The 25554-nt window shown below is 45.6% G+C and carries 22 protein-coding genes and 4 tRNA genes; 15 read left to right on the top strand and 11 right to left on the bottom strand.

The window, feature by feature from the left end; translation table 11 throughout:
* The first annotated feature begins 93 nt into the window (after positions 1-93).
* From ACTXGE_RS01410 to ACTXGE_RS01365, 10 genes are all read left to right on the top strand, one after another.
* On the top strand, positions 94-1962 hold the full coding sequence (locus tag ACTXGE_RS01410) for a tetratricopeptide repeat protein (RefSeq protein ID WP_443541158.1): 1869 nt from the start codon (positions 94-96) through the stop codon (positions 1960-1962).
* 145 nt (positions 1963-2107) lie between these two features.
* The gene (gene lolB / locus ACTXGE_RS01405) at positions 2108-2746 is read left to right on the top strand and encodes a lipoprotein insertase outer membrane protein LolB (protein WP_435950092.1); all 639 of its coding nucleotides are present in this window, start codon (positions 2108-2110) and stop codon (positions 2744-2746) included.
* A gap of 49 nt (positions 2747-2795) precedes the next feature.
* Positions 2796-3770: a 4-(cytidine 5'-diphospho)-2-C-methyl-D-erythritol kinase gene (gene ispE, locus ACTXGE_RS01400; protein WP_443541159.1), complete on the top strand. Its 975-nt coding sequence runs from the start codon at positions 2796-2798 to the stop codon at positions 3768-3770.
* Between the two features lie 102 nt (positions 3771-3872).
* Positions 3873-3948 (top strand) — tRNA-Gln (locus ACTXGE_RS01395).
* Between the two features lie 183 nt (positions 3949-4131).
* Positions 4132-4207, top strand: a tRNA-Gln gene (locus tag ACTXGE_RS01390).
* 97 nt (positions 4208-4304) lie between these two features.
* The gene (locus tag ACTXGE_RS01385; RefSeq protein WP_317199585.1) at positions 4305-5252 is read left to right on the top strand and encodes a ribose-phosphate pyrophosphokinase; all 948 of its coding nucleotides are present in this window, start codon (positions 4305-4307) and stop codon (positions 5250-5252) included.
* 318 nt (positions 5253-5570) lie between these two features.
* A complete protein-coding gene (locus ACTXGE_RS01380) occupies positions 5571-6275 on the top strand; it encodes a 50S ribosomal protein L25/general stress protein Ctc (RefSeq protein WP_317199586.1) in 705 nt (234 codons plus the stop codon).
* 160 nt (positions 6276-6435) lie between these two features.
* On the top strand, positions 6436-7017 hold the full coding sequence (gene pth / locus ACTXGE_RS01375) for an aminoacyl-tRNA hydrolase (RefSeq protein WP_443541160.1): 582 nt from the start codon (positions 6436-6438) through the stop codon (positions 7015-7017).
* 97 nt (positions 7018-7114) lie between these two features.
* On the top strand, positions 7115-7495 hold the full coding sequence (gene panD, locus ACTXGE_RS01370) for an aspartate 1-decarboxylase (protein ID WP_010196068.1): 381 nt from the start codon (positions 7115-7117) through the stop codon (positions 7493-7495).
* Between the two features lie 138 nt (positions 7496-7633).
* Positions 7634-8602, top strand: a complete 969-nt coding sequence (locus tag ACTXGE_RS01365) for a calcium/sodium antiporter (RefSeq protein ID WP_435950089.1) — start codon at positions 7634-7636, stop codon at positions 8600-8602.
* Positions 8603-8624: 22 nt separating this feature from the next.
* Here ACTXGE_RS01365 and ACTXGE_RS01360 read toward each other — a convergent pair whose 3' ends face one another.
* From ACTXGE_RS01360 to ppx, 8 genes are all read right to left on the bottom strand, one after another.
* The gene (locus tag ACTXGE_RS01360) at positions 8625-9308 is read right to left on the bottom strand and encodes an RDD family protein (RefSeq protein ID WP_443541161.1); all 684 of its coding nucleotides are present in this window, start codon (positions 9306-9308) and stop codon (positions 8625-8627) included.
* A gap of 165 nt (positions 9309-9473) precedes the next feature.
* Positions 9474-9550: transfer RNA gene (locus ACTXGE_RS01355), tRNA-Arg, on the bottom strand.
* Between the two features lie 154 nt (positions 9551-9704).
* Positions 9705-9794, bottom strand: a tRNA-Ser gene (locus ACTXGE_RS01350).
* A 296-nt stretch (positions 9795-10090) separates the two neighbouring features.
* A complete protein-coding gene (locus ACTXGE_RS01345) occupies positions 10091-10660 on the bottom strand; it encodes a YggT family protein (protein WP_317199590.1) in 570 nt (189 codons plus the stop codon).
* A gap of 62 nt (positions 10661-10722) precedes the next feature.
* Positions 10723-11556, bottom strand: coding sequence for a pyrroline-5-carboxylate reductase (gene proC / locus ACTXGE_RS01340; RefSeq protein ID WP_443541162.1), 834 nt, complete (start codon positions 11554-11556; stop codon positions 10723-10725).
* Between the two features lie 139 nt (positions 11557-11695).
* The gene (gene tilS, locus ACTXGE_RS01335; protein WP_443541163.1) at positions 11696-13204 is read right to left on the bottom strand and encodes a tRNA lysidine(34) synthetase TilS; all 1509 of its coding nucleotides are present in this window, start codon (positions 13202-13204) and stop codon (positions 11696-11698) included.
* Positions 13205-13330: 126 nt separating this feature from the next.
* Positions 13331-14134, bottom strand: coding sequence for an acetyl-CoA carboxylase carboxyltransferase subunit alpha (locus tag ACTXGE_RS01330; protein WP_435950085.1), 804 nt, complete (start codon positions 14132-14134; stop codon positions 13331-13333).
* 365 nt (positions 14135-14499) lie between these two features.
* A complete protein-coding gene (ppx, locus tag ACTXGE_RS01325) occupies positions 14500-16035 on the bottom strand; it encodes an exopolyphosphatase (RefSeq protein WP_317199593.1) in 1536 nt (511 codons plus the stop codon).
* Positions 16036-16360: 325 nt separating this feature from the next.
* Here ppx and ACTXGE_RS01320 point away from each other — a divergent pair, with 325 nt between their 5' ends.
* Positions 16361-16759, top strand: a complete 399-nt coding sequence (locus ACTXGE_RS01320; protein WP_435950084.1) for an Mpo1-like protein — start codon at positions 16361-16363, stop codon at positions 16757-16759.
* Between the two features lie 122 nt (positions 16760-16881).
* On the opposite strand, the gene hemL is transcribed toward ACTXGE_RS01320, so the two are convergent.
* Complete coding sequence (hemL, locus tag ACTXGE_RS01315) at positions 16882-18183, bottom strand: glutamate-1-semialdehyde 2,1-aminomutase (protein WP_435950083.1); 1302 nt, start codon at positions 18181-18183, stop codon at positions 16882-16884.
* A 138-nt stretch (positions 18184-18321) separates the two neighbouring features.
* A complete protein-coding gene (locus tag ACTXGE_RS01310; RefSeq protein WP_435950082.1) occupies positions 18322-18678 on the bottom strand; it encodes a zinc ribbon domain-containing protein YjdM in 357 nt (118 codons plus the stop codon).
* A gap of 242 nt (positions 18679-18920) precedes the next feature.
* On the opposite strand from ACTXGE_RS01310, the gene ygfZ reads away from it, so the two are divergent.
* Positions 18921-19652, top strand: coding sequence for a CAF17-like 4Fe-4S cluster assembly/insertion protein YgfZ (gene ygfZ, locus ACTXGE_RS01305; RefSeq protein ID WP_443541164.1), 732 nt, complete (start codon positions 18921-18923; stop codon positions 19650-19652).
* A gap of 54 nt (positions 19653-19706) precedes the next feature.
* The gene (locus ACTXGE_RS01300) at positions 19707-21032 is read left to right on the top strand and encodes an FAD-dependent oxidoreductase (RefSeq protein WP_443541165.1); all 1326 of its coding nucleotides are present in this window, start codon (positions 19707-19709) and stop codon (positions 21030-21032) included.
* Between the two features lie 58 nt (positions 21033-21090).
* Here the strand turns inward: ACTXGE_RS01300 and ACTXGE_RS01295 are convergent, their stop codons facing one another.
* Positions 21091-23292 (bottom strand): molybdopterin oxidoreductase family protein, encoded by a 2202-nt coding sequence (locus tag ACTXGE_RS01295; RefSeq protein ID WP_443541166.1) that lies wholly within the window; start codon positions 23290-23292, stop codon positions 21091-21093.
* Between the two features lie 639 nt (positions 23293-23931).
* Between ACTXGE_RS01295 and ACTXGE_RS01290 the strand changes: the two genes are divergently transcribed.
* Together ACTXGE_RS01290 and ACTXGE_RS01285 are read left to right on the top strand one after the other, a co-directional pair.
* Positions 23932-24135 (top strand): CsbD family protein, encoded by a 204-nt coding sequence (locus ACTXGE_RS01290; RefSeq protein WP_317199600.1) that lies wholly within the window; start codon positions 23932-23934, stop codon positions 24133-24135.
* 716 nt (positions 24136-24851) lie between these two features.
* Positions 24852-25478: a hypothetical protein gene (locus ACTXGE_RS01285; RefSeq protein ID WP_443541167.1), complete on the top strand. Its 627-nt coding sequence runs from the start codon at positions 24852-24854 to the stop codon at positions 25476-25478.
* Positions 25479-25554 lie beyond the last annotated feature (76 nt).

Genomic DNA, 25554 nt, shown 5'->3' with positions numbered 1-25554 from the left:
GGCTATAATAAGTCTAATCGCTATCCATAATATGATAAGACTACTTCCTCGTTTAGCCGCTTTTGATGCGATCACAGGCAAGCACTGCTATATATGAAACTTTTTGGTACTTCGTTGCAACTACAGCGCGCGTATGATGATATAAACCTTCGAGCGCTATGGCGCAAGATTGTCGATCGTCTGTGTCATCAGCACAAGCTAACTTTGGTGTTGGCCGCTTGTCTGTGCTTAGGAGCACCTGCTTATGCCAGTGCCAGTGCCAGCCTTAATGATACCTTATCAATTACCCAAGATATCAATATACAACGCGCTGATACTTTTGAGGATGAAGACGAGTTTAGTGATGATTTGATAAATAAATCTGCAACGATTAATGAGCCAAGCTTATATGCACTGCTCGACGCTGAGTTTGCAGCAGATCGCAGTAATATGCCGCGCGCGCTGGCTATTTATAAGCAGCAAGCCTTTAAAGAAGAGGCAACGGCGGTCTTTGAGCGCGCGCTGAGCTTATCGCTGCGCAGTGAAGGGTTTGAGTCATCCTTAGCCTTTGCCAAAGCATGGCAAGAGCGCAATCCTGAGCACGCGCCCGCTTGGTTTTATGTCGCCCATTTAGCGCTCAAAGCGCATGATTATCCTTTAGCCGCCGAGACGCTCACGCTGATATTGCAAGATGATCCAAGAGCGGATTTGAGCGAAGTTTTGGTCGGTATTTATCCTGAAACTGACGAGGACAGACGCGAGCTACTAGCGGCTTTGCAGCTTATTGATAGCGCGCAAAACGCCTCGCTATCAGTACTCAAAGCAGGCTTATTATTGCAGTTCGACGAGCCAGAAGTCGCCCTTGTACATATCGACCGTGCCCTACTGCGTCAACCAGACTACGTGCCTTTTATTACCCTCAAAGCCGATATCTTACGTAAGCTTGAGTCCTCAAGCACTGTTACCAACTACCTTACTCAATCGCGCCTGCGCAATCCCTCTAACAAGAGCTTGTACCTATATGAGATTCGCTACTTACTCGATTTGAATCAAAGCCGTGAAGCGTGGGAGTTGCTGCTTGTTGCCAATAAGCGCTTTGAGGATGATGCGGAGATTACTTTGCTTGCTGCCCTTGTGAGCTTAGATATCGAAGAATACCCTAGCGCAGATAGGCTGCTTAACCAACTGGCAAAGAGCACCAATTATCTCGATCAAGCGTATTATTACCTAGGTATTAGTGCCGAGCGCCAGCAGCGCTTTGATCAGGCCAAATATTACCTAAGCGGCGTTATGCAAGAGGATTTAGTGCTTGCTGCCCGCAAAAAAGTAGTGGCCTTTGAGCTCAATGACAATAATATCGAGGCGGCTATTGCCACTTTAGAAAAGCTACGCCAGCAGTTTGAGATATTTGCACCTGAGGCTTATATTATGCAGGCAGATATCTTGTGGCAGCAAGAGCAAAAGGACAAAGCACAAATGCTCTTGGCACGTGCTAGCCGCGAGTATCCTGATAACGAAGACCTGTTATTTGCGCGCGTACAATTACTTGATGATCGCAGTGATTATGTCATCAAGCGCACTTTACTCAATCATTTGCAGACGCTTAAGCCCAATAACTTATCTTATAAACTAAGCTACGCACGACTGTTACTTGCCAATGACAGAAATTCTGAGCAAGGCTTAGCTCTAGCAAAAGCTATCGTTCAGATTCGCTATGATGACCTGCGTTACGATAACGGTTTGCACTTGCAAGCGCTCAATGTGCTGGCAGATAATGCGCTTGCAAACGATAATTACGCACAAGTGATCAGCTATCTGCAAACGCCTTATGATGTGCTACCAACCTTAGAGTCTGGGGTGCTGCTATTGCGAGCTTATCAGGGCTTAGGCGATGATGACAGAGTTAGAATGCTACTCATAGACCTGCAAAAACGCTTCTCTTTTGGACAACAAAACGTCAATGACCGTATTCAGCTTTACTGATTGTCAGAAGTTATCAGCAGCAAAACGTCCAAAAACAATGTCGCTTATAAAAGGCATAACCGAGTAACAAATGGCGCGTAAGCTGTACTGCTAAGCACATCACTGCTAAACACACAAAAATTTGCATCCCTTTTGAGGAATAATCATGTCATCTTTATTATCAAAAACGCCATTGAACACCCGTCTATCTACATTGGCTGCCATAACTTCTGCTATATTGATTACCTCTGGCTGCCAATCGTTACAAAGCGCTAAAACGCCTATTACCAGCAGCCCTACCGTACAAGCGCAAAAACTCGATGACTTTACTATTAATGGCAAGATTGGCGTCACTATGCCTACCCCTAGTGATAGCGCACAAAACCCTGGCACGCAAGGCGGTAGTGCATTCTACGCTTGGGGTCAACAAGACGATCGCTTCGCTATTGAACTCATTGGCGCGTTAGGCATTGGCAAAACCAATATTGAATACAATGGTCAAACGGCGACACTGGTCAGCGAAAAGACAGGTACGCTCACCGCTGATGATCCAGAGACATTATTGCTAAAGGCCACAGGCTGGCAAGCGCCTATCTCACAAATGCCCTACTGGATATCGGGTCGCCCTGCGCCCTCAGATAGCGATGCACAAGTGGACGCGCAAAACCGCCTGATCAGCTCAGTCAATGGGCCTTGGACTGCAAACTTTACATATAAAGGCGCTGATACGTTGCCTAACAAAATTAGCGCCACGCAGCCGCAAGGTCAAAAGGTCATTATGACCATTAATCATCAAGATCGTTAAATTGCACTGCTGATATATTGACCCTACTTTATCTACGACGCAAAACTATATGACGACTCACACTATCACGCGCTTGTCCCCTGCCAAGATTAATCTGTTTTTGCATATCACAGGCAAACGCGGCGATGGTTATCATAATCTGCAAACCGTCTTTCGCCTGCTTGATTGGGGCGATTATTTGCATTTTTTGCCCAGTGCGCAGGTCGATATCAGCGTGGTAACTACAGATAGCGCGGATGCGAATCAGCAAGCGACTCGCCTTTGTCATCAGCTCATCATCCTTGCTGACGCGGATAGCATTACTGACAATGTAGAACAAAACCTTATCTTTAAAGCGGCAAAAGCGCTGCTATTTTCTATTATTACAATAGGAGAGATGCCAGCATCCCTGCAAGCGGTTCGTATCACTTTAGATAAGCATCTGCCTATGGGCGCAGGCTTGGGCGGTGGCTCCTCTAATGCGGCGACCACTTTGCTAGCGCTCAACGAGCTGTGGCAATTTAAACTCAATCAAAACGAGCTAATCAAAATCGCTACCACTATTGGTGCGGACGTGCCTATATTTATCTATGGGCAGGATGCTATCGCTATGGGAATTGGTGAGGAATTAACAGCTATCAACTTGCCTGCTCAGCACTACCTGATTCTTACGCCCGATGCGCATGTGAATACTGCTAAACTATTTGCCCATCCTAAATTAAGTCGTAATATTACGCCTTTATCTATCGACACGATAAAAAACCAAACCCATGATTATGTGCAACATTTAAATGCACCTTTTAAGAATGTCTTTACGCCTGTGGTCACAAGCTTAGCTCCTGCGGTTAAAAAAGCACTAAATTACTTACAAGGTTTAGAGTCGCAAGCTCTAGGCACAGCGAGAATGACGGGGTCTGGTAGCGCCGTTTTTTTGCCATTGGAGGCGAGTGTGGCTGCTGATAAAAGCATACTGACGAAGTGGACTCACGGCGCGCCTTGTCCAGCTTATGTCGTAAATAGTCTGTCACCCTACAATCAAATTTAACTTATTCAAATATCTCCTCGTTAATCTGTTAATAATAAACCCTGTAAAAAGGCCGAAAAGCCTTGCAAAATCTGCAAATTTGATTATAATAGGTCGCCTTAAAGGGGTATAGCCAAGTTGGTAAGGCATCAGGTTTTGATCCTGACATCCGTTGGTTCGAGTCCAGCTACCCCTGCCATTTTTAGTTTGTATTGCTGCATTTTATGATAGCAATTGACAACACCCTCCTACTTTCGGTATAGTTCGCAACGAACACCGTTAGGATAAGTCAGCGATAAATAACTTTATTTTACTGCTGACATGATCGACTATCATGCCATTTTGATACTTTTCAAATAGTACTGGTAGAGCAAGACCTTACAGGGGTATAGCCAAGTTGGTAAGGCATCAGGTTTTGATCCTGACATCCGTTGGTTCGAGTCCAGCTACCCCTGCCATTTTCTACTGTAATAATATACCCCTCTTTTTTCTACATTTGAGCAGTTAGATACTGCTTTGCGGTCGCTGCTTGAGTCAATCAATAGGACTTCAGTCATGCCTTATTTGGCAATTTTTACGGGTAGTGCCCATCCAGAACTTGCGAAAACCGTAGCAGACCACCTACATATTCCTCTTGGTAAAGCTGATATTACCCGTTTTTCTGATGGCGAAATTGCTGTGGAAATCAAAGAACACGTGCGCGGTAAAGACGTGTTTATCATGCAGCCCACCTGTGCACCTACCAACGATAACTTAATGGAAATCATGATGATGGCCGACGCTTTGCGCCGCTCTAGCGCCGGTCGTATTACCGCTGTCATGCCCTACTTCGGTTATGCACGCCAAGATCGCCGTCCGCGTTCTGCTCGCGTACCCATCTCAGCCAAAGTCGTCGCTGATATGCTCAACATCGTCAGCATCGATCGCGTGATGACTGTTGATTTGCACTCAGACCAGATTCAGGGTTTCTTTGATATTCCAGTCGATAACATTTATGGTACGCCGGTACTGTTAAACGATCTCAAAAAACAAGATTACGACAATATCATGGTCGTCTCACCTGACGTTGGCGGCGTAGTTCGTGCTCGCGCTATGGCCAAGCAATTGGGCGATGCTGACCTCGCTATCATCGATAAGCGCCGCGCTCGCGCTAATGAGTCACAAGTGATGCACATTATCGGTGATGTCCGTGACCGTGATTGCGTTATCGTCGATGACATGGTCGATACCGCAGGAACATTGTGCAAGGCTGCTGAAGCGCTCAAAGAAAATGGCGCGCGCCGCGTACTCGCTTATATCACTCACCCTGTGTTATCGGGTAAAGCGCTCAAAAACATCAGTGAATCAGAGCTTGATGAGATCGTCGTCACCGATACGATTCCGTTATCTGACGCCGCCAAAGCTTGTACTAAGATACGTCAAGTGTCTATCGCTCCGATGCTCGCTGAGAGCTTGCGCCGTATCAATAACGAAGAGTCTATTAGTGCGATGTTTGATGCCTAATTGCTTTGATTCATAATTCTCAATCCGTAACTTTCATCGATTGAGATATGATTGAATAAAAATAGCGTTAAGACCCTATGAGTCTTAGCGCTATTTTTATTTGAAAGTGATAAAAGGCATAAGCCTTTATTATTGCTACAAAACCACGTATAATGCGCGCCTGTATTCATCTTTAGCTAACGTCTGTTTTTTGGCGCTAGTAGCATGATTTATACTCGTTAAGCTTTACTTTATAAGTATCAATTATCTGGTGATAGACTGGTCGCAAGTCTTAGATCACTAGTAGATACTTCACATACACTCTATAGGATTAATTCCATGGCTATTGATCATTTTGCAATTAACGCAGTTGACCGCTCTGCTGAGCAACAAGGTAAAGGTGCGAGCCGCCGCCTACGTAAGCAGAACCTAGTCCCTGCTATCATTTATGGTGGTGGTGCAGAACCAACCGCTATTTCAATCAAATTAAACGAGATGGTAAAGTCGCTTGAATACGAAGCGTTCTTTTCACAAATCTTGACCATAACTACAGACAAAGGTGATGAGCACCAAGTCGTTATCAAAGACTTGCAGCGCCATCCTGCCAAAGGCTTCCCAATGCATGCTGACTTTCAGCGCATTGTTAAGGGCCAGAAAATAAACATGAACATCCCAGTTCATTTCAGTGGTCGTGAAGACGCGCCAGGTACTGCTAATGGTGGTATCTTGTCTACGCTAGTGTCTGATGTCGAAATCATCGCATTGCCATCACAGCTCCCTGAATACCTAGACGTTGATGTGTCAAGCATGGAGATTGGTGATCTATTCCGTCTATCAGATATCAACTTGCCAGAAGGCGTGGTTATCGCTGAGCTTGAATTAGAAGACGGTCATGACCGTACTATCGTCAACATGCAGCCACCAACAGTCGAAGAAGTTGACGAGGATGCTGACGAAGTTGATGCTGACGAAGTTCCTGCTACTGAGCAAGGCGGCGAAGGCGAAGAAGCGACTGACGACGATTCAGAGTCAGATAGCGAGTAATAAGTTATGGGTTGCTACGGCGTTTTAGTCGCTTTGTAGCATCCAGACTTATGCCGTATACGCAGCAGGGGATAATCGTCTCCTGCTGTTTTTGTCAGTACATTTTGAAAAGCTAACAGCTATCTTTTCAAAATGTATTTATAGCAAATATGAGTATTTTATGGCCATTAAACTTATTGTGGGTTTGGGTAATCCTGGTGAGCAGTATATGTTCACCCGTCACAATGCTGGATTTTGGTTCGTGCATCATTTAGCGCAGCAATTTAATATTAGCTTGAGCCATGACAAAAAATTCCACGGTATCACTGGACGCGGACAGATTCATGGACATGATGTGCGCCTGCTACTGCCGCTGACCTTTATGAATAAGTCGGGGCAGTCAGTAGTGCCTATGGTCAACTTTTATAATATTGATAATCGTGAGCTGCTTATCGCTCATGACGAATTGGACATCACAGCAGGCAGTATCAAGCTCAAAACGGATGGCGGGCATGGCGGACACAATGGTTTGCGCGATATCACTCCGCATATCGGTAACGACTTTCATCGTCTGCGTATCGGTATCGGTCACCCAGGTCATAAGTCAAAGGTCAGCGGTCATGTACTCTCAAAAGCGGCGCCTGATGAGCAGATTGCTATTGATAGCGCATTGTCTGCCAGTTTTGAGGCATTGCCGTTGCTGTTAGCTGGCGATATCGAAAAGGCACGCTCTCAGATTAATAGCTTTAAATTACCTGAATAAAAGAGAGGTAATAACGCGCCCTTTTAATTTAGTGATCATACCCCCATTAACCTCTTGAATTGATTCATTTAACACCCGTACAATAAGGAAGCAACCTATGCTACTTAATATGCTCAAATGCAAACTACACCGTGCCCGCGTCACTCATGCAGAGCTTCATTACGAAGGTTCATGCGGTATCGATGGCGACTTGTTGGACCTCGCGGGTCTTCGCGAGAACGAGTCGATCGACATCTATAACGTCACCAACGGCAAGCGCTTTCGCACTTATGCTATTCGCGCAGAAGCAGGCTCTGGTATCATCTCGCTAAACGGCGCTGCAGCACATATGGCAGATTTGGGTGATATCGTTATCATCTGTGCTTATGCGCATTTTGATGAAGTTGAAGCGTCAACCTATCAGCCAAAGCTGGTCTATTGCAATGAAGACAATACGGTTAAAGACACGGCGAACATAATTCCTGTACAAGTGGCTTAGTCTGATTCGTTGCTAGTCTGCTACTTGCAAAACTAGTGAGTCAGACACTTATTCTTATTGTATTCGTAGTACGCATGCTAGTATTCGGGCTGAATCCAAATGGGTTCAGCTCTTTTTATGTCTGTAGAGGTATGATTTATGTGGCTGGCGATAACAGCGGTGATTATTGGACTGGCGATCTTGGTCTGGAGTGCTGACGTTTTTATTGATGGCGCTGTGGTCTTAGCTAATAAATTAAACGTACCCAGTTTTTTGATTGGTGTGGTCATCTTAGGACTTGGCACCTCAGCACCTGAAATGGTCGTCTCAGTGCTCGCTGCTTTAGAAGGCAGCCCTGAGCTGGCACTGGGTAACGCTTATGGCTCCAATATCATTAATATCGCTTTGGTACTTGGCGCAACGGTACTTATCAGCCCTATTATCATACGCAAAAGCATTATCAATCGTGATATGCCGCTACTGCTACTCGTCACTGGCGTTGCGGCATGGCAGCTTAACGATGGCGTCTTAAGTAATACTGACGGCATTGTGCTCATTGCTTTGTTGATAGCGGTATTAGGTATTCAGATTGTACTGAGTTTGAAAGAGGGTAATCACGAACATGAAGACGACCCTGTATTAGATAGTGCTCAGGAGACCAGCGCTATTCGTGGTCTTGGCGCGCTGCTACTGGGTCTCTCGGTATTGATTTTAAGCTCCCGTGCGATCGTTTGGGGTGCAGTCGAGCTTGCTACGCTTTGGGGACTTAGTGAACTGATTATTGGCTTAACCATCGTCGCTGTGGGTACATCCTTGCCTGAGCTGGTTGCAAGCTTGTCTGCCGCGCGCAAAGGCGAGCATGATATGGCGCTTGGAAATATCATCGGCTCCAATATCTTTAACACTTTAGCTGTTGTGGGACTTGCCGCGCTCATCGCACCGATTAATATTAGCCCCGTTATCTTATCGCGTGATGTGTTAGTAATGGGTGGTATCACGGTGCTACTTTTTGTGATGTGCTTATTTGCTTTTATATCCAAACGTCAATTTGGCCGCGTCTCTGGTATGACTTTGATATTGGCATTTGTAGGTTATACGTTATGGCTATCGCAAAGTGTCGCTATATAAATAAGCAAAAACAAGCCTGTGTTTATTCACTGTCTTTACGGTTGCGTAGCACGCGCCATAAGCCTTCATTCTCTGTTCTTGGCATTTTAAGGGTAATGGTGTTTGAGATCATGTCTTGTACCGCAAGGCCACGACGATTGAACAGACAAAAGGCGTAATTAAACATCAAACCTAAAAACGCACTAGTCAGCATAACAGCGCGCGAGCCGCCGATTAGGCTACCGATAAGACCAAAGATAAGCGGCATGATACTTGCCGCTAAGATACGCTTAAATGCCTGTCCCCAGCTAAGCAGATGACCGGTGTCGTTAACGGTCTTTAACCGCCACGTCTGCATACCCAGCGTCTGACCACCGCGCCGCCAAAACAGTCCATAAAAACCCACTAAGGTTAAGATAAAAGACGGCGTCATTATCGCATTTTGGTACCAAACGGGTAAGGTCTGCGCTTGATTGGACTCCGTCCCCGTCTGCATAGTCGCAAGCGTTCCTATGACTGTCAGCGCCGTCCCTACCAAGAACAGTAATGCCAGTATCAACATACCGTCATAGACGATAGCGGCGATTCTAGTCGTTGGTTTAGCAATCGTCGGCTCATCGCTTTTATGCGCCAGCTTTGCAGCTACTTTTGGCTTTGCTTGCGTAGGTGATGATATTTTGCTTCTTGACTTGGTCTTGGCAGAGGGCTTTTTGGAGGTTTTTGGCATGGCAGGCGCTCACAACAGGTAGGCAATAGGTCTATTGTACCGCAATTGCGCCTGTTATCATAAACGGATGACAAAACGAGCAGACATAAAAAAACCGCCAAATATCCAAAGATAGGCGATTGATTTAGAGTTCTCTGTAATGCTTTTAGACATTAATGATGCAAATGGTGCGCCCGGAGAGATTCGAACTCCCGACCCCTTAGTTCGTAGCCAAGTGCTCTATCCAACTGAGCTACGGGCGCGTTTTGCACATCATTTACTGAGCAGTGACATAGCACTTTTCTAGCAAATTAGGTTGGCTATTATATAGAGTACAAACTTAATGTCAATGCTTTTATCAGTTAAAATAAAAATTACTGTCAAAACACATCAAACTCTATATATCGCCGAATAAGATGGCGGTGAAGGAGGGATTCGAACCCTCGATACGCGTTAACGTATGGTTCCTTAGCAGGGAACTGGTTTCAGCCACTCACCCACTTCACCGAAACGAGATAAGACATTTGTAAAAACAAACTTTGTAGTAACAAATACAGTATCGTTGCTATCGATACGTCCTAGTCGTGGGCGAGTATTATAACAAAGACATCGCCAATTGCAAGCCTTGTCATGCGTTTAATCCTGCTTTGATAGTTATTTAATAAAATGATGTCTGATCAGTTTCAGTTGTGGATTATTGATAAAGCCACTATTGATACTAGTCATTTATATTTTAGCCATAAAAAACGCCCTACCTTAGCAGAGCGTTTGATTATGACGTATAAATTATCTTAAAGGATAGCTTAGCCTAACATCGGCATAAAGCTGGCGGCAAAACCACCGATAAAGATCTCAAGCAGATAAAAGGCAAGAAAGGCGACAATCGGTGAGAGATCTAGCATGCCTAGATTTGGGGTAATACGGCGAAACGGCGCAAGGATAGGTTCTGCTAAGCGCATAATGATATTAACAATAGGATGCACGGAACCTGTAAATACGACAATCCAGCTGACGATAATAGAGCCTATCACCAAATAGCGACACATACGCAAAAAGTCTAATACCAAACTGATAGTACCCGTAAAAAATAGCGGTACAGGGGCGATGCCTTGCTGAGTCAAAGCCGCCTTGCCTGATATATCAATCAGGCGAATAAGCAGCATCAAGACAATAGCTGCAATGCTAATGCGACCTTGCGCTACGGTAGGAAAAATACGACCAAACACATCGACGATATGGGTGGCTCGATAAGCGGGCGCGATCATAGGGTCGCTGGCGTCCATATCCGCAAACTGCAGCATAAAGCGTATAAACACCAGCAGCATGGCAAAGGTGGTGACCAGATCAAAAACTTGTAATAAGGCGTTATTCATGGAGCATTACTCAGTATCGATAGTTTTGCGTTAGCAAGTGCTAAGTTTAATTCAAAAAGCATCTATTGACTCATCTCATCGCTTAGCGCTTCACTGCGCTGATAGCACGCTTGCATAGCTTCAGCGATTTGACGTCCAATCTCATTGGCTTGCATCGATTCGATCGCCGCCTGCGTCGTACCATTTGGCGAGGTGACCTTGCGGCGTAGCTCACTCGGTGCGTCATCGCTATCCATGGCCATTTTAGACGCGCCTAGCATTGTTTGCATAGCGAGTGCGGAGGCTTGCTTGCGACTTAGCCCTAAATCGACTGCGCCGTCGATCATAGACTCAATAAAGTAAAAGACATAAGCAGGCGCTGATCCTGATACAGCGGTCACTGCATGCATATGCTCTTCGCTATCGACCCACATGACCAGCCCTGACGCCGCCATTACTGCCTCTGCCAGTTGCTTGTCATCATCATTTGTCGCAGCACTGGCATATAGACCAGTTGCGCCCATTTGAATCATAGCAGGAGTGTTCGGCATAGCGCGGACGATGTTGCTATAGCCGCCGAGCATCGCGGATAAAATATCCGTCGATAGACCCGCTGCCACTGAAATGATGAGCTGCTTGTCGAGCACCTCTGTAAAAGCGCTGACCACCATTTTCATCACTTGCGGCTTGACCGCGAGTACGATGACATCTGCACTAATCACAGCGGATGTGGCATCCTCAGTGGGATCTACCGTATTGATTCCTTTAGCCGTGAGCGCTTGTCGTATCTCGCTACTAGGATCTGCAACTGTAACCAGCTTAGGATTAACGCCGCAGCCGATCAGACCACTGATCAAAGCCTGCGCCATATTACCACCACCGATAAAGCTTATCTTTTTATCATCTAATACTGACATAATTTATCCTTTATAACGTCGCTAACGGCTGCGCTTATGATCTTATTATAATTTTCATCAAACGCGCAGCAGTAGGGTATGCAAAATGACACTCAGTTTATCATACTGCCATTCTTGGCGTTTGATAAATTAAAAACCCCTAGTCAACATGCAAACTACTTTTTAACCCTTGCGCTATGGCATTGAATGCTGGATTGTCGTTGTCCAATATCCAAGTCTCAAACGGTGATATCAATGCCAGATGAATGATATGAGATTTGTTCTCGCTGTCAGGCAAGATTAGGCTCACTACTACCAAACTATCGCGTAGCCATACAGGTATACCTAAGCTCTGATACAGCTTTTTGCCTGACTGCGCTCGACTGTTTAGCGCAGTTTTTACCTTTTGCTGACGACCAAGCGGCGCAATGCTTAAAGCAATAGTATCACTCATATTTATAGGCGACTTATCAAGCACCACCTTTAATTGCCAATGGCACCTTTGATCTTGGCGTACCGTAATGAGTGTTGCTCTATGAGCAGTATGCAGCGGACAGGTTTGCGCAGGTATATCATTGTTGAGCCATGCAAGCCACTGATTGCTTAATCGATATAGCTTTTGACGATAACGACGAATCGTATAAGCTCGCTGGCGTCCTTGCCAAAATAGCTGGGTCTGATGATCAAAATCGGTGCGCTTGGTTAAGTGAATAACGTCATCTACAAGCTGCTTTGACGGCGGTAGCGGCTCATCTAGTGCCAGCCAGTAGTGCATTAATTGACTCAGGCGAGCGCTTGGCAAGGCATTTAATGAGTCGATATCGATAACGCGCTGCACAGGCGGCATTTGTAGTGGTGCAAAAGATGAGGCGGATACTTGTATAAGATCTTGCTTCGCTTGCGCATTAATAATGTCTTTGGCATCCGCTAATAGCTGCGCGCTACGAGCAATATTCTCGGTTGCGTTAGCATTATAGTGTGTGAGCATAGGCAAGACATCGCGGCGCAGACCACTGCGTACATTATCTCCGCTATCATTCGTGGGATCATCGATATAGGGCAACTCCATCCGCTTAGCGTAGGCAGTGATATCACTGCGGCGCACGCTGAGCCAAGGTCGCCATAACACATGTTGCCGCGCGCCTGTCTGTTGCAGGCGAAGGGGCATCATGCCTGCCAGTCCATTGACGCCTGCGCCTTGAATCAAGCGCATCAGTACCGTCTCAGCTTGATCATCGCTATGATGACCGAGGATCAGTACATCACCTTGATTGATATGCGCTAGCATGGCGGTATAACGGGCTTGGCGCGCAGCTTGCTCATCAGCACCGTCCACCTGAGCTTGCAAGATATAACACCGCATTTGCTGCGCGCGCGCCCAATTGGCTACGTGTATCGCCCACTGCGCGCTACCTGCTTGCAAGTTATGATCGACATGCAGTAGCTGCGGCAAAAATGGCACCTTGCCTTGTCTATAAAGCTGCACGCATGCAGCAGCTAACGCTAACGAATCACGGCCACCACTACAGGCCAGCCAAATACGGCGACCGTGCAGGTGCTCATAGTGCTCAGCGGTACTGGCTAGTAGCGCCTGACTGAGCTTTTTATCTACTGGCAGAGTCGATGACAGCGTTCTGATGGGATGATGACGGATAGCAGAGCTATTCATAAAATAATCTTATTAAAATATGGTTTATTGATCTGCTTAACAATAATAAACCTTTAGATATAAAAAAACGTGCCTTTATAGGGACACGTTTATTTTAACAAAATACTAAAGAGTTAAATCGACCTTTTAGGCAGGCAGCATCACCTCAGAATTAAAGGTTTTAAGCTTTTCATAACGTTGCTCACAGCGCACGTCTGCATCCATATCAACAAGCTCATTCAACTGCTCAGTAATCAGCTCCTTTAGCGCGTTCATAACTGGCTGCGGATGGATATGCGCGCCCTCGCCTTCTTCAATAACCGCGTCAATAAGTCCTAGCTGATACAAGTTAATTGCGTTGAGCTTTAGCGCTTCGCTAGCGTCTTTGGCTTTTTCAGCGGTTTTCCATAGGATAGAGGCGCAGCCCTCAGGAGAGATAACTGAGTAGATACTGTTCTGGAGCATATTGACTTTGTCACCAACGCCAATAGCTAGTGCACCACCTGAGCCGCCTTCACCGATAATCGTCACGATAATTGGTACTCTAAGGCTTGAGAATACCGCAATACTCTCAGCGATCGCTTGCGCTTGTCCGCGCTCTTCTGCGCCAATACCAGGATAGGCGCCTTGGGTGTCGACAAAGGTCATCACAGGAATATTAAAGCGCTCAGCCATTTTGACCAGACGGATCACTTTGCGATAGCCTTCAGGATTTGCCATGCCAAAATTATGAGCGATGCGCTCGCGCGTACTACGCCCGCGGTGTTGACCAACTACCATAACCGGCTCGCCATTGAAGCGCGCAAGGCCTCCGACAATCGCCTTGTCATCAGCGAAAGCTCGATCGCCATGAAGTGCGTCAAACTCTGTGAATAATTGATTGACGTAGTCCATAAACAATGGACGTTTGGCATGACGTGCCAGTTGTACGCTATCCCAGACGGTACTCATAGACTTATCCTTTTTGTCATTTTTTCTGTGATGACTGATATGATCTAGGCGCTATTGCAATACAAAGCGCTATTGTTAATTAGGGCATTCAACCACTATCAGCATCATGGCAGTACAGTTGTAAACTCAATAAAAACTATAGTAGCACATCTTATAAGCTATGGCATTAGCACAACTTTACGTTATTGACATTTATAACGTCGTGCTTATCTATCGTTCAAAAGAATAATGACGTTTACAGGTAACGGATTTCTAGCAATTTTATAATGTATAACTTTTCAATGTATAAAAGCGATAAGTCATATTATTTATCCGCTTTAACAATTATCTACTTCAGTGATTATCCACTTCAATGATTATCTACTTCAATAATTATCCGCTTCAACAATGTCAAGCTTGACGCCCCACTTAGCGAATTGATCAGTCTCCGCATAAAGATCGGTAAGCAAAGACGTATAGTGCTCGTTACCATTGGTCACCGTAATTTGCCAGTGATTGCTCTTAATCACCTTGATACTCATTGTCGGCGGAATATATTCGCTGCGACCATGATGGGCTAATACGGCTAACCGAAGCAGCAGGCACAGATACACTAAGGAATCACCGCCAATGCTGCAAGCCTGCTCAAGCGCATCGGATTTAAGCCGCCGCCTGTGGCTAAGTGCCAGCTGCGCCATACGCTTTTGGTCCACTTGTGAGAACCCTGGAATATCTGAATGCTCTAACAAATAGGCACTATGTTTGTGATAACCGCTATGACTAATCGCTAGACCCACCTCATGCAAATAAGCGGCGCGGCGCAATAGGTCAGCGTCATCGGTATTTAATTTTAAATCTTTTGCCACTTGTTCAAAGAGTAGATGGCTGCTCTTGACCACTTGCTTGGCTTGTTTTTTATCGACCGAATAACGCTTGATGAGTGCCAGCACGCTACGATCGCGCACATCTTCACTGCTAAAGCGCCCAAGCATGTCATACATCACCCCTTCTCGCAGCGCGCCATCTGAATAGGTCAACGTCTCAATCCCAAGTACTTTCATAACCGCGCGCAGTACCGCTACCCCTGCTGGGAACACCGCTTTTCGGTGCTCTTTGACGCCTTCTAAGTCAATATCGTCAACGTTACCTATTTTAGTTAACAGCTTTTCAAGCTTTTTGAGACCCTGATACGTCACGCGCTCTTGATCATCAGACCAACCTTTTGATACCAGCACATTACGCACCGCCTTAATCGTGCCGCTTGAGCCGATTACACTGCTCCAGCCCGCTTTTTGGTAGCGACCATTAATCGCCAGCACCTCTTTACGCGCCGCGCCAATAGCTTTGGTAAAGGCGTCTTTGGTGATTTGGCCATCAGCAAAGAACTTTTGAGTGAAGGCGACGCAGCCCATTTGCAAGCTCTCAGTGAGTATCGGCTCAAAACCTTGACCAATGATGAACTCAGTCGAGCCGCCGCCAATATCTATAACCAGACGCTTATCGCTACTGGCATTGGTGTGCGAGACGCCCAAATAGATCAGACGTGCCTCTTCGCGACCAGCGATAATCTCAATAGGTTTGGGCAATATCTCATTAGCACGAGCGATAAAGTCGTTGGCGTTTTTGGCTTGGCGCAGGGCATTGGTCGCAACGATACGCACGCGCGCAGGTGGTACCGCATCAAGACGCGCCACGAACCGACTCAAACAATCCAAACCTCGGCGAGCGGCTGCCGCACTCAATATATTGTGCTCATCTAACCCTGCTGCTAATTGTACCTTTTCAGACATGGAGACTACTTTTCGTACCTCACCATGATCAAGACGAGCAATCGCTAAATGAAAACTGTTGGAGCCGATATCGATAGCAGCCATCAATTCATCTTCGGCAAGCGGCGGATTGGTAAGGTAGTTGTTGGGCATAAAAAGCGGTTACCGTAGGTTGCAGGTTGAATGCCTCAAACAATCAACGAAAAGAGATACAAATAACCTCAAACCCTGATTGTAAGGTATCAAGCGTTATCAATGAGTGCTGTCATTAAAGCATTTATGCCCAATAGGGGCAAGCGCTCGACTGTCCTATATATTCAAGAGCGGATATGAGATTTAGCTATTGCGATGTGCTAGGTTATATCGCAATAACAACGGCTATGTCATAATTAACAATTACTTAGCCTTAATTTTGTTATATGATAATGATCTATCTACACCCTTTATAACGCATAAAAAGACGAGCAAGGACGCTACTATGAACACTCAAACCAAACACACCGTTTTTAGCCGTACAGACCTAGAGACCAACAACAAAATCAGAAACGTCAAACCAACTGAGCAAAGGTTTTATGACTTCTATTTAGAAGAGCATCAAAATATGGCTTGTCGGCGTTTGCATTTTGCGGGCAGTAGTTTTGGTTTATTAGGCTTGGCAAAATCTATCAAAACCCGTTCGCCAAAACCTCTACTCAAAGGGATTGCCGCAGGCTATGGCTGCGCTTGGGTCGGACATTTTTTCTTTGAAAAAAACAAACCTGCCTCGTTTAAATTTCCGCTCAAAAGCTTCGCTAGTGACTTTCGCATGTATGGCGATGTACTACGCGGCAGATTAAGTCTAAAAGATACTAAGTTTGATAAGATCAAACAGCGATAACTCTTTATCCGTCAGCAACTCTTTATTCGTCGGCCCTATTATCCGTCAGCTTTTACCTGACACAAAAAAGCCAGTACGTTTTATCGTACTGGCTTTCTTCTTATGACATTTTAGATCAAAAACTAACCTTTTGCCATCTGAGCAAAGATCTCATCAGCCGCTTTGACCGAAGCATCCAGATCTTCATCACTGTGCTTGATAGACATAAAGCCTGCTTCATAAGCAGAAGGCGCAAGATAAATACCACGATCTAGCATACCGTGAAAGAAAGTATTGAACACGTCCATATCGCACGCAGTCACATCATCAAAATCAAGCGGTGTTGGCGTGTCGGCGTCTTTTACAAAGAACATGCCGAACATGCCGCCAAGCTTATTGGTACGCAGATTGATACCGTGCTTGTCGGCAGAGGCTTGAATACCATCGACTAAATGGTCGACTTTGGCAGAGAGCTCCTCATAGAAGCCATCAACAGTTAAGTCCTCAAACATCGCGATACCTGCCCGCATGGCAAGCGGGTTGCCTGACAATGTACCCGCTTGATAGACGCCGCCCATCGGTGCGATACATTCCATAATCTCTTGCTTACCGCCAAAAGCGCCAACCGGCAGGCCTGCCCCAATGATTTTACCAAAGCAAGTCAAATCAGGCTGAATGCCAAAATGCGCTTGCGCGCCGCCAAGTCCAACGCGAAAGCCCGTCATCACTTCATCAAAGATCAGAACCGCACCATGCGCTGTGCACTGCTCGCGCAGGGTATCGTGAAAACTCTGCTCTGGGATGACCATGTTCATGTTACCGGCGATGGGTTCCACGATAACGCAAGCAATCTCGTCGCCCCATTTCTCAAAGCACTCTTTGATCGCATCTGGGTTATTAAAGGGAATGGTAATGGTATGCTTAGCAAAATCAGCGGGCACGCCTTTGGAGGTGGGCTCACCGATATCGAGCATGCCAGAGCCTGCCTTGACTAGCAGACTATCTGAGTGCCCATGATAGCAGCCTTCGAACTTGACGATTTTGTCGCGTCCTGTATAGCCGCGCGCTAGGCGAATAGCACTCATCGTCGCCTCAGTACCTGAGCTGGTCATGCGTATCATCTCAACGCTTGGTACGATCTCGCATATTTTGTCGGCGACAGTCGTTTCAAACGGCGTTGGTGTACCAAAGCTGAGACCATCGTCGGCAGCTTTTTTGACGGCATCGATTACTTTTGGGTGGGCATGCCCCAAAATCATTGGCCCCCAAGAGCCGATGTAATCGATATAGGCGTTGTCTTCGGTATCATAGATTTTGCTGCCCTTGGCACGGTGCATAAATACAGGCGTACCACCGACCCCAGCAAAGGCGCGAACGGGTGAATTGACCCCACCTGGAATGTGCTTGCGGGCTTGGGCAAAGAGTTGTTCGTTTTTAGTGCTCATAATGTACCTTTATTTTGTTTTACTTTTAAATTCAAAGTGAGTTCTACACTCATGATTTGAGTATTTGCTTATAAAATTACGTTGTAAAAAAGACTCTTATTAATTTTGTAACAACATAAGTTTGATAGCGCTAGCCGTTTACGCTTTTTTGACCACTGATGATTTAAGCTTCATCTGTCCAAAGCCGTCTAATTTGCAGTCGATATCATGACCATCTACAGGATCATCAAGCAGGCGAATGCTCTTGGCTTTGGTGCCGACTTTGATAACTATCGACGAGCCTTTTACCTTTAGATCTTTGATGACGGTGACCGCATCCCCATCTTGCAACGCATTACCTACCGCATCACGTACGATGCCATCCTCTTGCGTTTTTGTGTCAGCCGCATCACTCTCAGCTGCCGTCCATTCATGAGCGCACATCGGGCATACAAGCAGCGCGCCATCTTCATAAGTGTAATCAGCCGCGCATTTGGGACAATTAGGTAAGCTCATAGCAGTCTCGCAGCTCGTTATTAATAGAGTATTTTATGGCCCTCATTGTAGCGCAAATCCACTATTTTAACCAATGAGTCAGGTTACGATAAGATGTATTACTAAATCGTTACGATAAGTGAGACATCTCTTTTGTGCTCACTTTTTGTGCTACTCTCCATATTAAGCTGTCATTTAGCTCCCCACACAATTAACCTCTAACTAAATTGATAAACATACCGTTTGTATTAGGAATAACAACAATGACTGACTCTCACTTACCGCAGTTTTCTCAGATCACCATCGAAGGCGAGGATGCCGAAAAGTTCTTGCAAGGTCAAATTACTATTGATGTGACCAAGCTTGGGTTAAGCTATCAGCCAACTGCACTTAGCAATCTAAAAGGCCGTATCGAGTTTGGCTTATGGATCAAAAAGCAAGACGAGAAGCAGTACGATGTAGTGATTAGTACTGATTGCGTCGACGCTTTGCTGGCACATTTAAACAAATTTGGTGCGTTCTCCAAGTTTACAACCAGCGCACCTGTCACGATTTACCCTTGTGTACTTGATCATGAGCCGACCTTCAGCCATAGCTCAGATAACGCTGACGGACAACAATGGGCGGCGATAAGTATTGCTACGGGTAACTATTGGATAGTGGCTAAGACGCAAGGTGAGTTTCAACCGCAAGAATTGCGCTTGCATCAGCGCGGCGGTATGGACTACGACAAAGGCTGTTATCTAGGACAAGAAGTGATCGCTCGTATTTATTTTAAAGCGGCGCCAAAAGCATTTTTGCACCGAGTTAAAGGCTCAGGTGAGACGCCTTTGGCAGGTGAGAAGTTGGGTAAAATACAAGTGGTCAATGCCATATCTACCGATACAGGGTTTGAGGCTTTAGTAGTGGCACGTCCTGAAGCTTTGGGTGATAGTGAGATGCGTGTTCTTGATCTGCCAGAGGCGCTACAAGCTGACGTGGCCCGACCTCAATGATACAACTTTAATCATCAATATAAATAAAAAAAGGTACTAACTAAAGGGAGGCTTATGACGCACATCGCGGTACTAGGAGCAGGCGTAGTCGGTATTACTACCGCATGGTACCTACGTCAAGCCGGCTTCGATGTGACAGTTATCGAGCGCGAATCAGCGCCTGGTATACAGACTTTATTTGCAAGTGGCGCTTTATCAGTAGGGGGTATGAATCCGTGGGCTAACCCTAAAACCCCACTTGCCACCCTTAAAGGATTTTTTCGAGAAGATGCGCCGCTCTTGTATCACCTGCGCGCTGATAAATCACAGCGCCAATGGGCACTACAGTTTTTGCGTGAGCGCCGCGCTGAGCAAGCAGATGCCAATTTGGCTCAAATGGTGCGCTTAGGACTCTACTCGCAAACCGCCTTAAAACAGTTGCGCATAGATACTGATCTCAGCTATGAGCACAAAACTCGCGGCGTCATGCATTTTTATACTCATCAGGCGTATTTTGAAGCAGCGGCTGAGCCAACTAAACGGCTACAAGAATTAAGCTGTGAGCGCCGCTTTATCGATATTAATAATGCGGCAAGTTTGGAGCCTGCGCTATACCCTGTTGCTCATAGGCTCGTTGGTGCAACCTTTACGAGCTGCGATGAGTCAGGCAATCCGTACCTGTTCACTCAGCGCTTGACTGAAAAGTGCATACTTGCAGGGGTGCGCTTTTTGTATAACACTGAGGTTGTCGCCATCAGCATGGATGACGATACGAGCAAATCTCGTGTCCACAGCATTACTATCCGTCCCATCGATGAAAACGCGCAAACCTTTAGCGCGGACAGTTATGTATTAGCGCTTGGTCACGATAGCATGGCGCTTGTCAAACCTTTAGACATTCATCTACCTATTTTCGCTGCAAAGAGCTACTCTGCAACTTACAAGGTCAATCCGCGCGCGCCGCATTTAGCGCCTTTTATCAGCCTTATTGATGATGAGTACAAGCTCATCATATCGCGAATGGGTGATAAACTACGAGTGACCAGCGCTATCGAATTTAGTGGTCATAGTTTGCCGCTCAATTTAGCGCAATGTGAGGCGATTACTGATCGTATTCAGCATCTATTCCCCAAAGGCATTATCGCCAATTCGGCTAAGTACTGGGCGGGCATTCATCCGATGACCCCATCAAGTGTGCCGTTAATTGGGCGCGCGCACGCAGGCTCTGTAAGGCGTGGTAGTCAAAACAGTGAGGCGACTTTTGAAAATTTATGGCTCAATACAGGACATGGTACGTTAGGCTGGACCTTTGCTTGCGGCTCCGCCAAGGCACTAAGTTTGCTGATACAAGATAGAGTACCCGACATCGATTTTAACTTTGTCGGTATCTCACACTCTTAAAAAATAGAAAATCAGACATTAAAAAGGGCGCTTACGGTTAAGCGCCCTTTTTGCATTTTTATGAGAGCATCGAAGCTTCACTTTCTGCTTCTACTTGATCTTTAACTGCAATAGCCTCTAGTTTCACAGGGACGCCGTTGACCGCCGCATTACCGCACAGCTCATCGATCAAAGTATCATCGGTCAAATCGTTGACGCTGACCCCAGCATGCGCTTGGGCGATTTTTTGCTTAACGCCACTGCGGCCGTGACCCCAGCCGTGCGGAATACTCACTACTCCTGCCATCAGCTCATCAGTGACTTCAGCGCTGATCGTTACTTGACCGACGCGCGAGGTGACTTCTACGTCTTGCCCATCCTCAATACCATACTCGCGTGCCGTATCAGGATGCAGCATCAATGTGCAGCGCGGTTTGCCTTTGACCAAACGCTGACTATTATGTAGCCAAGAGTTGTTACTACGCACATGACGGCGACCGATCAGCAAAATTTGCTCGTCATCGTAATTTGCCATCATCTCCTGCACTCGCGCCAGATCTGCTTGATAAAAATCAACATTGAGAGCAATCTGTTTGTCTTTATGCTTAATCGCTTGCGGTAGCATACGTTTGAGTGGTCCTAGATCCATGCCATGAGGGTTTTTCTTAAGCTTGCCTAGTGTCATACCTTGATAAGGTCCGCGGCGCAGCCCTTGATCAAGGACGAACTTGGGCCCTAGTCGCGCGGTGAGCTCACGCTCTACTCGGGTTGCTAGAGCAGGTTTTTTGTCCAAGCGCTTGGCAAGCTCTAGATATATCTGCCAGTCGTGCCTAGCATCTTTGTGCTTGGTAAACAGTGCGGGTGAGTATTTGGCGACATTATGCACTGCAAAGCCATTAAAGGTCACATCATAATGCTCGCGCTCTAGCGGCGAAGCTGGCGGCAATATAATGTTGGCATGGCGACTGGTTTCGGTCACAAAATAATCGATGGCGACCATAAAGTCCAATTGCGCCAAGGCCTCATCTAACTTCTCACCATTTGGGGTACTGAGCACCGGATTACCCGCCACACACATAAAGGCCTTGAGCTGCCCCTCGCCTGTCACTAGCATCTCATCTGCCATAGCGACGACTGGGTAATCGCCGTTAAAATCAGGCAGATTGCTCACGCGCGTATGACGTTTACCCAGATACCCTGGGCCTGAATTATTGACCAAATCAACCGCAGGATTAGGGAACATCAAGCCGCCTACTTCATCCAAGCGTCCAGTGACGATATTGATGATCATAATCAGATACTGACATAGCAGACCAAACTCTTGCACTGAGACGCCCATACGCCCATAGCAGACTGAGCTGTCCGCCTCGCAAAACTCAGTGACCAAACGTTTAATCTCATGCGCACTTATACCCGTGATACTCGCCACCGACTCAGCGCTATAGTCTTTGGCAAAGTCTGCCATACGCTCAATCTCTGGCGTCAAAGCAATTGCCTTGTTGTTTTTGGCACGTGCTTTGTCCGCGTAGCCTTGGATATAGATCTCGTTGAGCATAGCGAGCAGCAACAGAACGTCAGTGGCTGGACGGATAAAATGGTGCTCACTTGCCAGCTCAGCCGTCTCTGTACGTCTAGGGTCAATGACCACTACTTTGCCACCGCGTGCTTTGATATCTTTGATCTTTTGACGCATATTTGGCGCGGTCATAATACTGCCGTTGGAGGCTAGTGGATTGCCGCCGATAATCAGCATGTGCTGGGTACTGTTGACATCAGGCACTGGGATACGCAGCATATGCCCAAACAGATGCATGCTGACGATATGGTGCGGCAGCTGATCGATTGAGGTCGCAGAGAAGCGGCTACGGGTCTTTATACTATTAAGCAGGTGCTTGACGGTGAGCATACCGCCCATGTTATGCACGTTTGGATTACCCAGATAGATACCAAGGGCGTTTTTGCCGTACTTGCTCTGTACGTCGCTGATACCAGCGGCAACTTTATCTAATGCCTCCGGCCAGCTGATTTTTTTCCAGCCGCTCGCAGTACGTTCTACCGGATGACGCAGGCGATCAGGGTCTTCGTGCAAATCTTGCAGTGCTGTCGCTTTGGGACAGATATAGCCTTTAGAGAAAGGATCATCTTTGTCGCCTTTGATGGACAATACCTTGTTGCCATCGTGTTTGATGACAATGCCGCACATGGCTTCGCACAAAGTACAGGTTCTAAGATGCGTTTTTTCGTTGGCTTTATTTTGCTGCGTTTTACTTTTCGTCGCCATAATCATACTTCCTTGTACTTTAAAATAGACATTCCATTTTGGGGTCGTTCTTATTAGCTAACAGTTGACTGCACTCAAACTATCTATAAGAGTCGCTTAAAAAGTCAGTCTACAACGTAATATCTTACTTGTCTGTTTTTTCTCATCATATTAGGACGTGTTGAACATTCACAAATACGCACTGACAGAGACTATTTTTTAGGCGGTTCGCAGTTAAACATAGTAAGTTTAGTTATTCTAAGCATCTATTTTTAACCATGAAGCGTCAAAAAAGAGTCCTGTCCCCAGCTATTTATAAAGAGGGGCTGATGCTAAAATCGCTCTATTCGTTGTAAAAATCTAGCCAATACATCAGTATTACCTGCAATTTTTACTTAGACTAGAACAATTTTAGCTATCAGCAGTGCCATGGTTGAATGTTCAACACGCCCTAATAAATTGATATATAAAACAAGAAATTACCCGTCATTATCCTTAAGTTACACTACCAACATTCCTTATACAGACAAAACAGTCGTCAATTTATATAGTGATGACAGTAGTTGAGTATTTAAATATTTCGATAACTAAACTACTAAAAACATTTATAAGGAAGTGGTGGCACAGACCACTATACCAATAACTAAAAGGAGCACCACAATGAACGAACATACTCTAAAAGGTGACTGGAATCAGATGAAAGGCTCGGTCAAACAAAAATGGGCGGACTTGACAGACGATGATCTCATGCATGTAGAAGGTAGCCGTGACAAGCTCGTTGGCCGCGTGCAAGAGCGTTACGGACATAGTAAAGAAGACGCCGAGCGTGAAGTTGATGATTGGCGCCGCGAGCACAAATACTAAGTCATAAGTTAAATACTTAAACATAAAAACCGCATTGAGATTCAATGCGGTTTTTTTGTACTCTCATCGCTCAAAATCAAGTCAAACACCAGACACGATAAAACCGCATAGCAAATCACTGTTATGCGGTTTTATCGTTGACTATCCGTGTCACCTGTTACGACTTTCTTCACTACATCCGTGTAGCCTATGTCGTAGCAGTTGGGCATCTTGCCCATTACATTGTACCTTTGGCATTACTACCATCAACATAGGGTTGTGTACCTACCTCTATTATTTTTGTCATCCTGACGCTAATAATAGACTCATCATCCTTGATACGGTCAACTCAATCCGTGAGTCACATTCCCTGATGCTGTGGATATATAATGCCAAATTGTTATCATATTGTTAAGAGGTGTTAACGTCATTGCTTGTAAGCATATGCTTACAAGGTGACTTTTACTGGCAAAAAAATAAAACTTACCTCTTATAAAATATTATAAAAAACAATAATTTACCTATTTTCACTTAGATTAACAAGGGTAATGCTAACCCATCGCATTAGCACTTATTTTGAACATATTATTAAGGCGGTTTACATTTTATTAACAGTAACGACATCTGCTATCAAGTTATGCGCTCTATGCTAAAAATGTAAGAAGATATTTCATAGCCGTACTTCTAATAATGACTCTAACATCTATAAAAATGATAACTTTACTTGGAGTAATCTCATGGTAGCTGTCCCAAGCACAATCATCAAATCAGGCCTTATCGCTGCAGTATCAGCCGTTATATTAGGTGGAGCGGTCGGCTGTACAGTGACATCTGGCTACGACAATCAGCCTATCTATCGTGATAACAGCGTTAATCGCGCAAGCCAACAGCTCAGGCAAGATTTGCGCCGCAGCGGCTACACTGTCATGGATATCAAACGTGACAATTACCGTGGTCGTCAAGTGTTAGTTGCCTATGCCAAAAAAAATAACCAGTTCTATGATTTTATCTATAGCTACCCTGATTTAAAGCGCTTAAGCGTTAACAAAAGAGATGTCAAAGACAATTGGAAGAATGATAAAAATAAGTCTGACAACAATCGCTATAAAAACAAGAACAAAAATAAAGGCAAAAAATATAAGAACAATAAAGACGATAGACTACAACAAGAAGCCCGTTACCCTGCTATCAAGCAGCGCGCTATACGCAAGGTGCGCGCTATGGGCTACCGTGTGACAGACATCGACTTTGAGAGTAAAAAAAATCGTGGTGTTTTTGAGATTGAAGCGCGGCGCGGCGGGCAAGATTATGAGATTGAGCTGAGCTATCCAAATTTAGACGTCATCAAATTGAAAAAGGACTAAATGAACAAAGACAATGTACTGCAGTTGTAACGCTTGCTCGCTTTGGTCAAACAAACTTTAATGTTTGTTTGACCTT

The organism is Psychrobacter sp. T6-4, from assembly GCF_052258425.1.
In the GTDB taxonomy this organism is placed as follows: Bacteria; Pseudomonadota; Gammaproteobacteria; order Pseudomonadales; family Moraxellaceae; genus Psychrobacter.
Note: the sequence above shows the minus strand (reverse complement) of the source record. Positions and strands in the feature narration are given on the sequence as shown.

Coding starts and splice junctions, on each gene's coding strand:
- ispE (WP_443541159.1), top strand. CDS start 2,796: ATGACGACTCACACTATCACGCGCTTGTCCCCTGCCAAGATTAATCTG.
- pth (WP_443541160.1), top strand. CDS start 6,436: ATGGCCATTAAACTTATTGTGGGTTTGGGTAATCCTGGTGAGCAGTAT.
- ACTXGE_RS01385 (WP_317199585.1), top strand. CDS start 4,305: ATGCCTTATTTGGCAATTTTTACGGGTAGTGCCCATCCAGAACTTGCG.
- lolB (WP_435950092.1), top strand. CDS start 2,108: ATGTCATCTTTATTATCAAAAACGCCATTGAACACCCGTCTATCTACA.
- proC (WP_443541162.1), bottom strand. CDS start 11,556: ATGTCAGTATTAGATGATAAAAAGATAAGCTTTATCGGTGGTGGTAAT.
- ACTXGE_RS01290 (WP_317199600.1), top strand. CDS start 23,932: ATGAACGAACATACTCTAAAAGGTGACTGGAATCAGATGAAAGGCTCG.
- ACTXGE_RS01285 (WP_443541167.1), top strand. CDS start 24,852: ATGGTAGCTGTCCCAAGCACAATCATCAAATCAGGCCTTATCGCTGCA.
- ACTXGE_RS01295 (WP_443541166.1), bottom strand. CDS start 23,292: ATGGCGACGAAAAGTAAAACGCAGCAAAATAAAGCCAACGAAAAAACG.
- ACTXGE_RS01410 (WP_443541158.1), top strand. CDS start 94: ATGAAACTTTTTGGTACTTCGTTGCAACTACAGCGCGCGTATGATGAT.
- tilS (WP_443541163.1), bottom strand. CDS start 13,204: ATGAATAGCTCTGCTATCCGTCATCATCCCATCAGAACGCTGTCATCG.
- ACTXGE_RS01345 (WP_317199590.1), bottom strand. CDS start 10,660: ATGAATAACGCCTTATTACAAGTTTTTGATCTGGTCACCACCTTTGCC.
- panD (WP_010196068.1), top strand. CDS start 7,115: ATGCTACTTAATATGCTCAAATGCAAACTACACCGTGCCCGCGTCACT.
- ACTXGE_RS01300 (WP_443541165.1), top strand. CDS start 19,707: ATGACGCACATCGCGGTACTAGGAGCAGGCGTAGTCGGTATTACTACC.
- ygfZ (WP_443541164.1), top strand. CDS start 18,921: ATGACTGACTCTCACTTACCGCAGTTTTCTCAGATCACCATCGAAGGC.
- ACTXGE_RS01320 (WP_435950084.1), top strand. CDS start 16,361: ATGAACACTCAAACCAAACACACCGTTTTTAGCCGTACAGACCTAGAG.
- ACTXGE_RS01360 (WP_443541161.1), bottom strand. CDS start 9,308: ATGCCAAAAACCTCCAAAAAGCCCTCTGCCAAGACCAAGTCAAGAAGC.
- ACTXGE_RS01380 (WP_317199586.1), top strand. CDS start 5,571: ATGGCTATTGATCATTTTGCAATTAACGCAGTTGACCGCTCTGCTGAG.
- hemL (WP_435950083.1), bottom strand. CDS start 18,183: ATGAGCACTAAAAACGAACAACTCTTTGCCCAAGCCCGCAAGCACATT.
- ACTXGE_RS01365 (WP_435950089.1), top strand. CDS start 7,634: ATGTGGCTGGCGATAACAGCGGTGATTATTGGACTGGCGATCTTGGTC.
- ACTXGE_RS01310 (WP_435950082.1), bottom strand. CDS start 18,678: ATGAGCTTACCTAATTGTCCCAAATGCGCGGCTGATTACACTTATGAA.
- ACTXGE_RS01330 (WP_435950085.1), bottom strand. CDS start 14,134: ATGAGTACCGTCTGGGATAGCGTACAACTGGCACGTCATGCCAAACGT.
- ppx (WP_317199593.1), bottom strand. CDS start 16,035: ATGCCCAACAACTACCTTACCAATCCGCCGCTTGCCGAAGATGAATTG.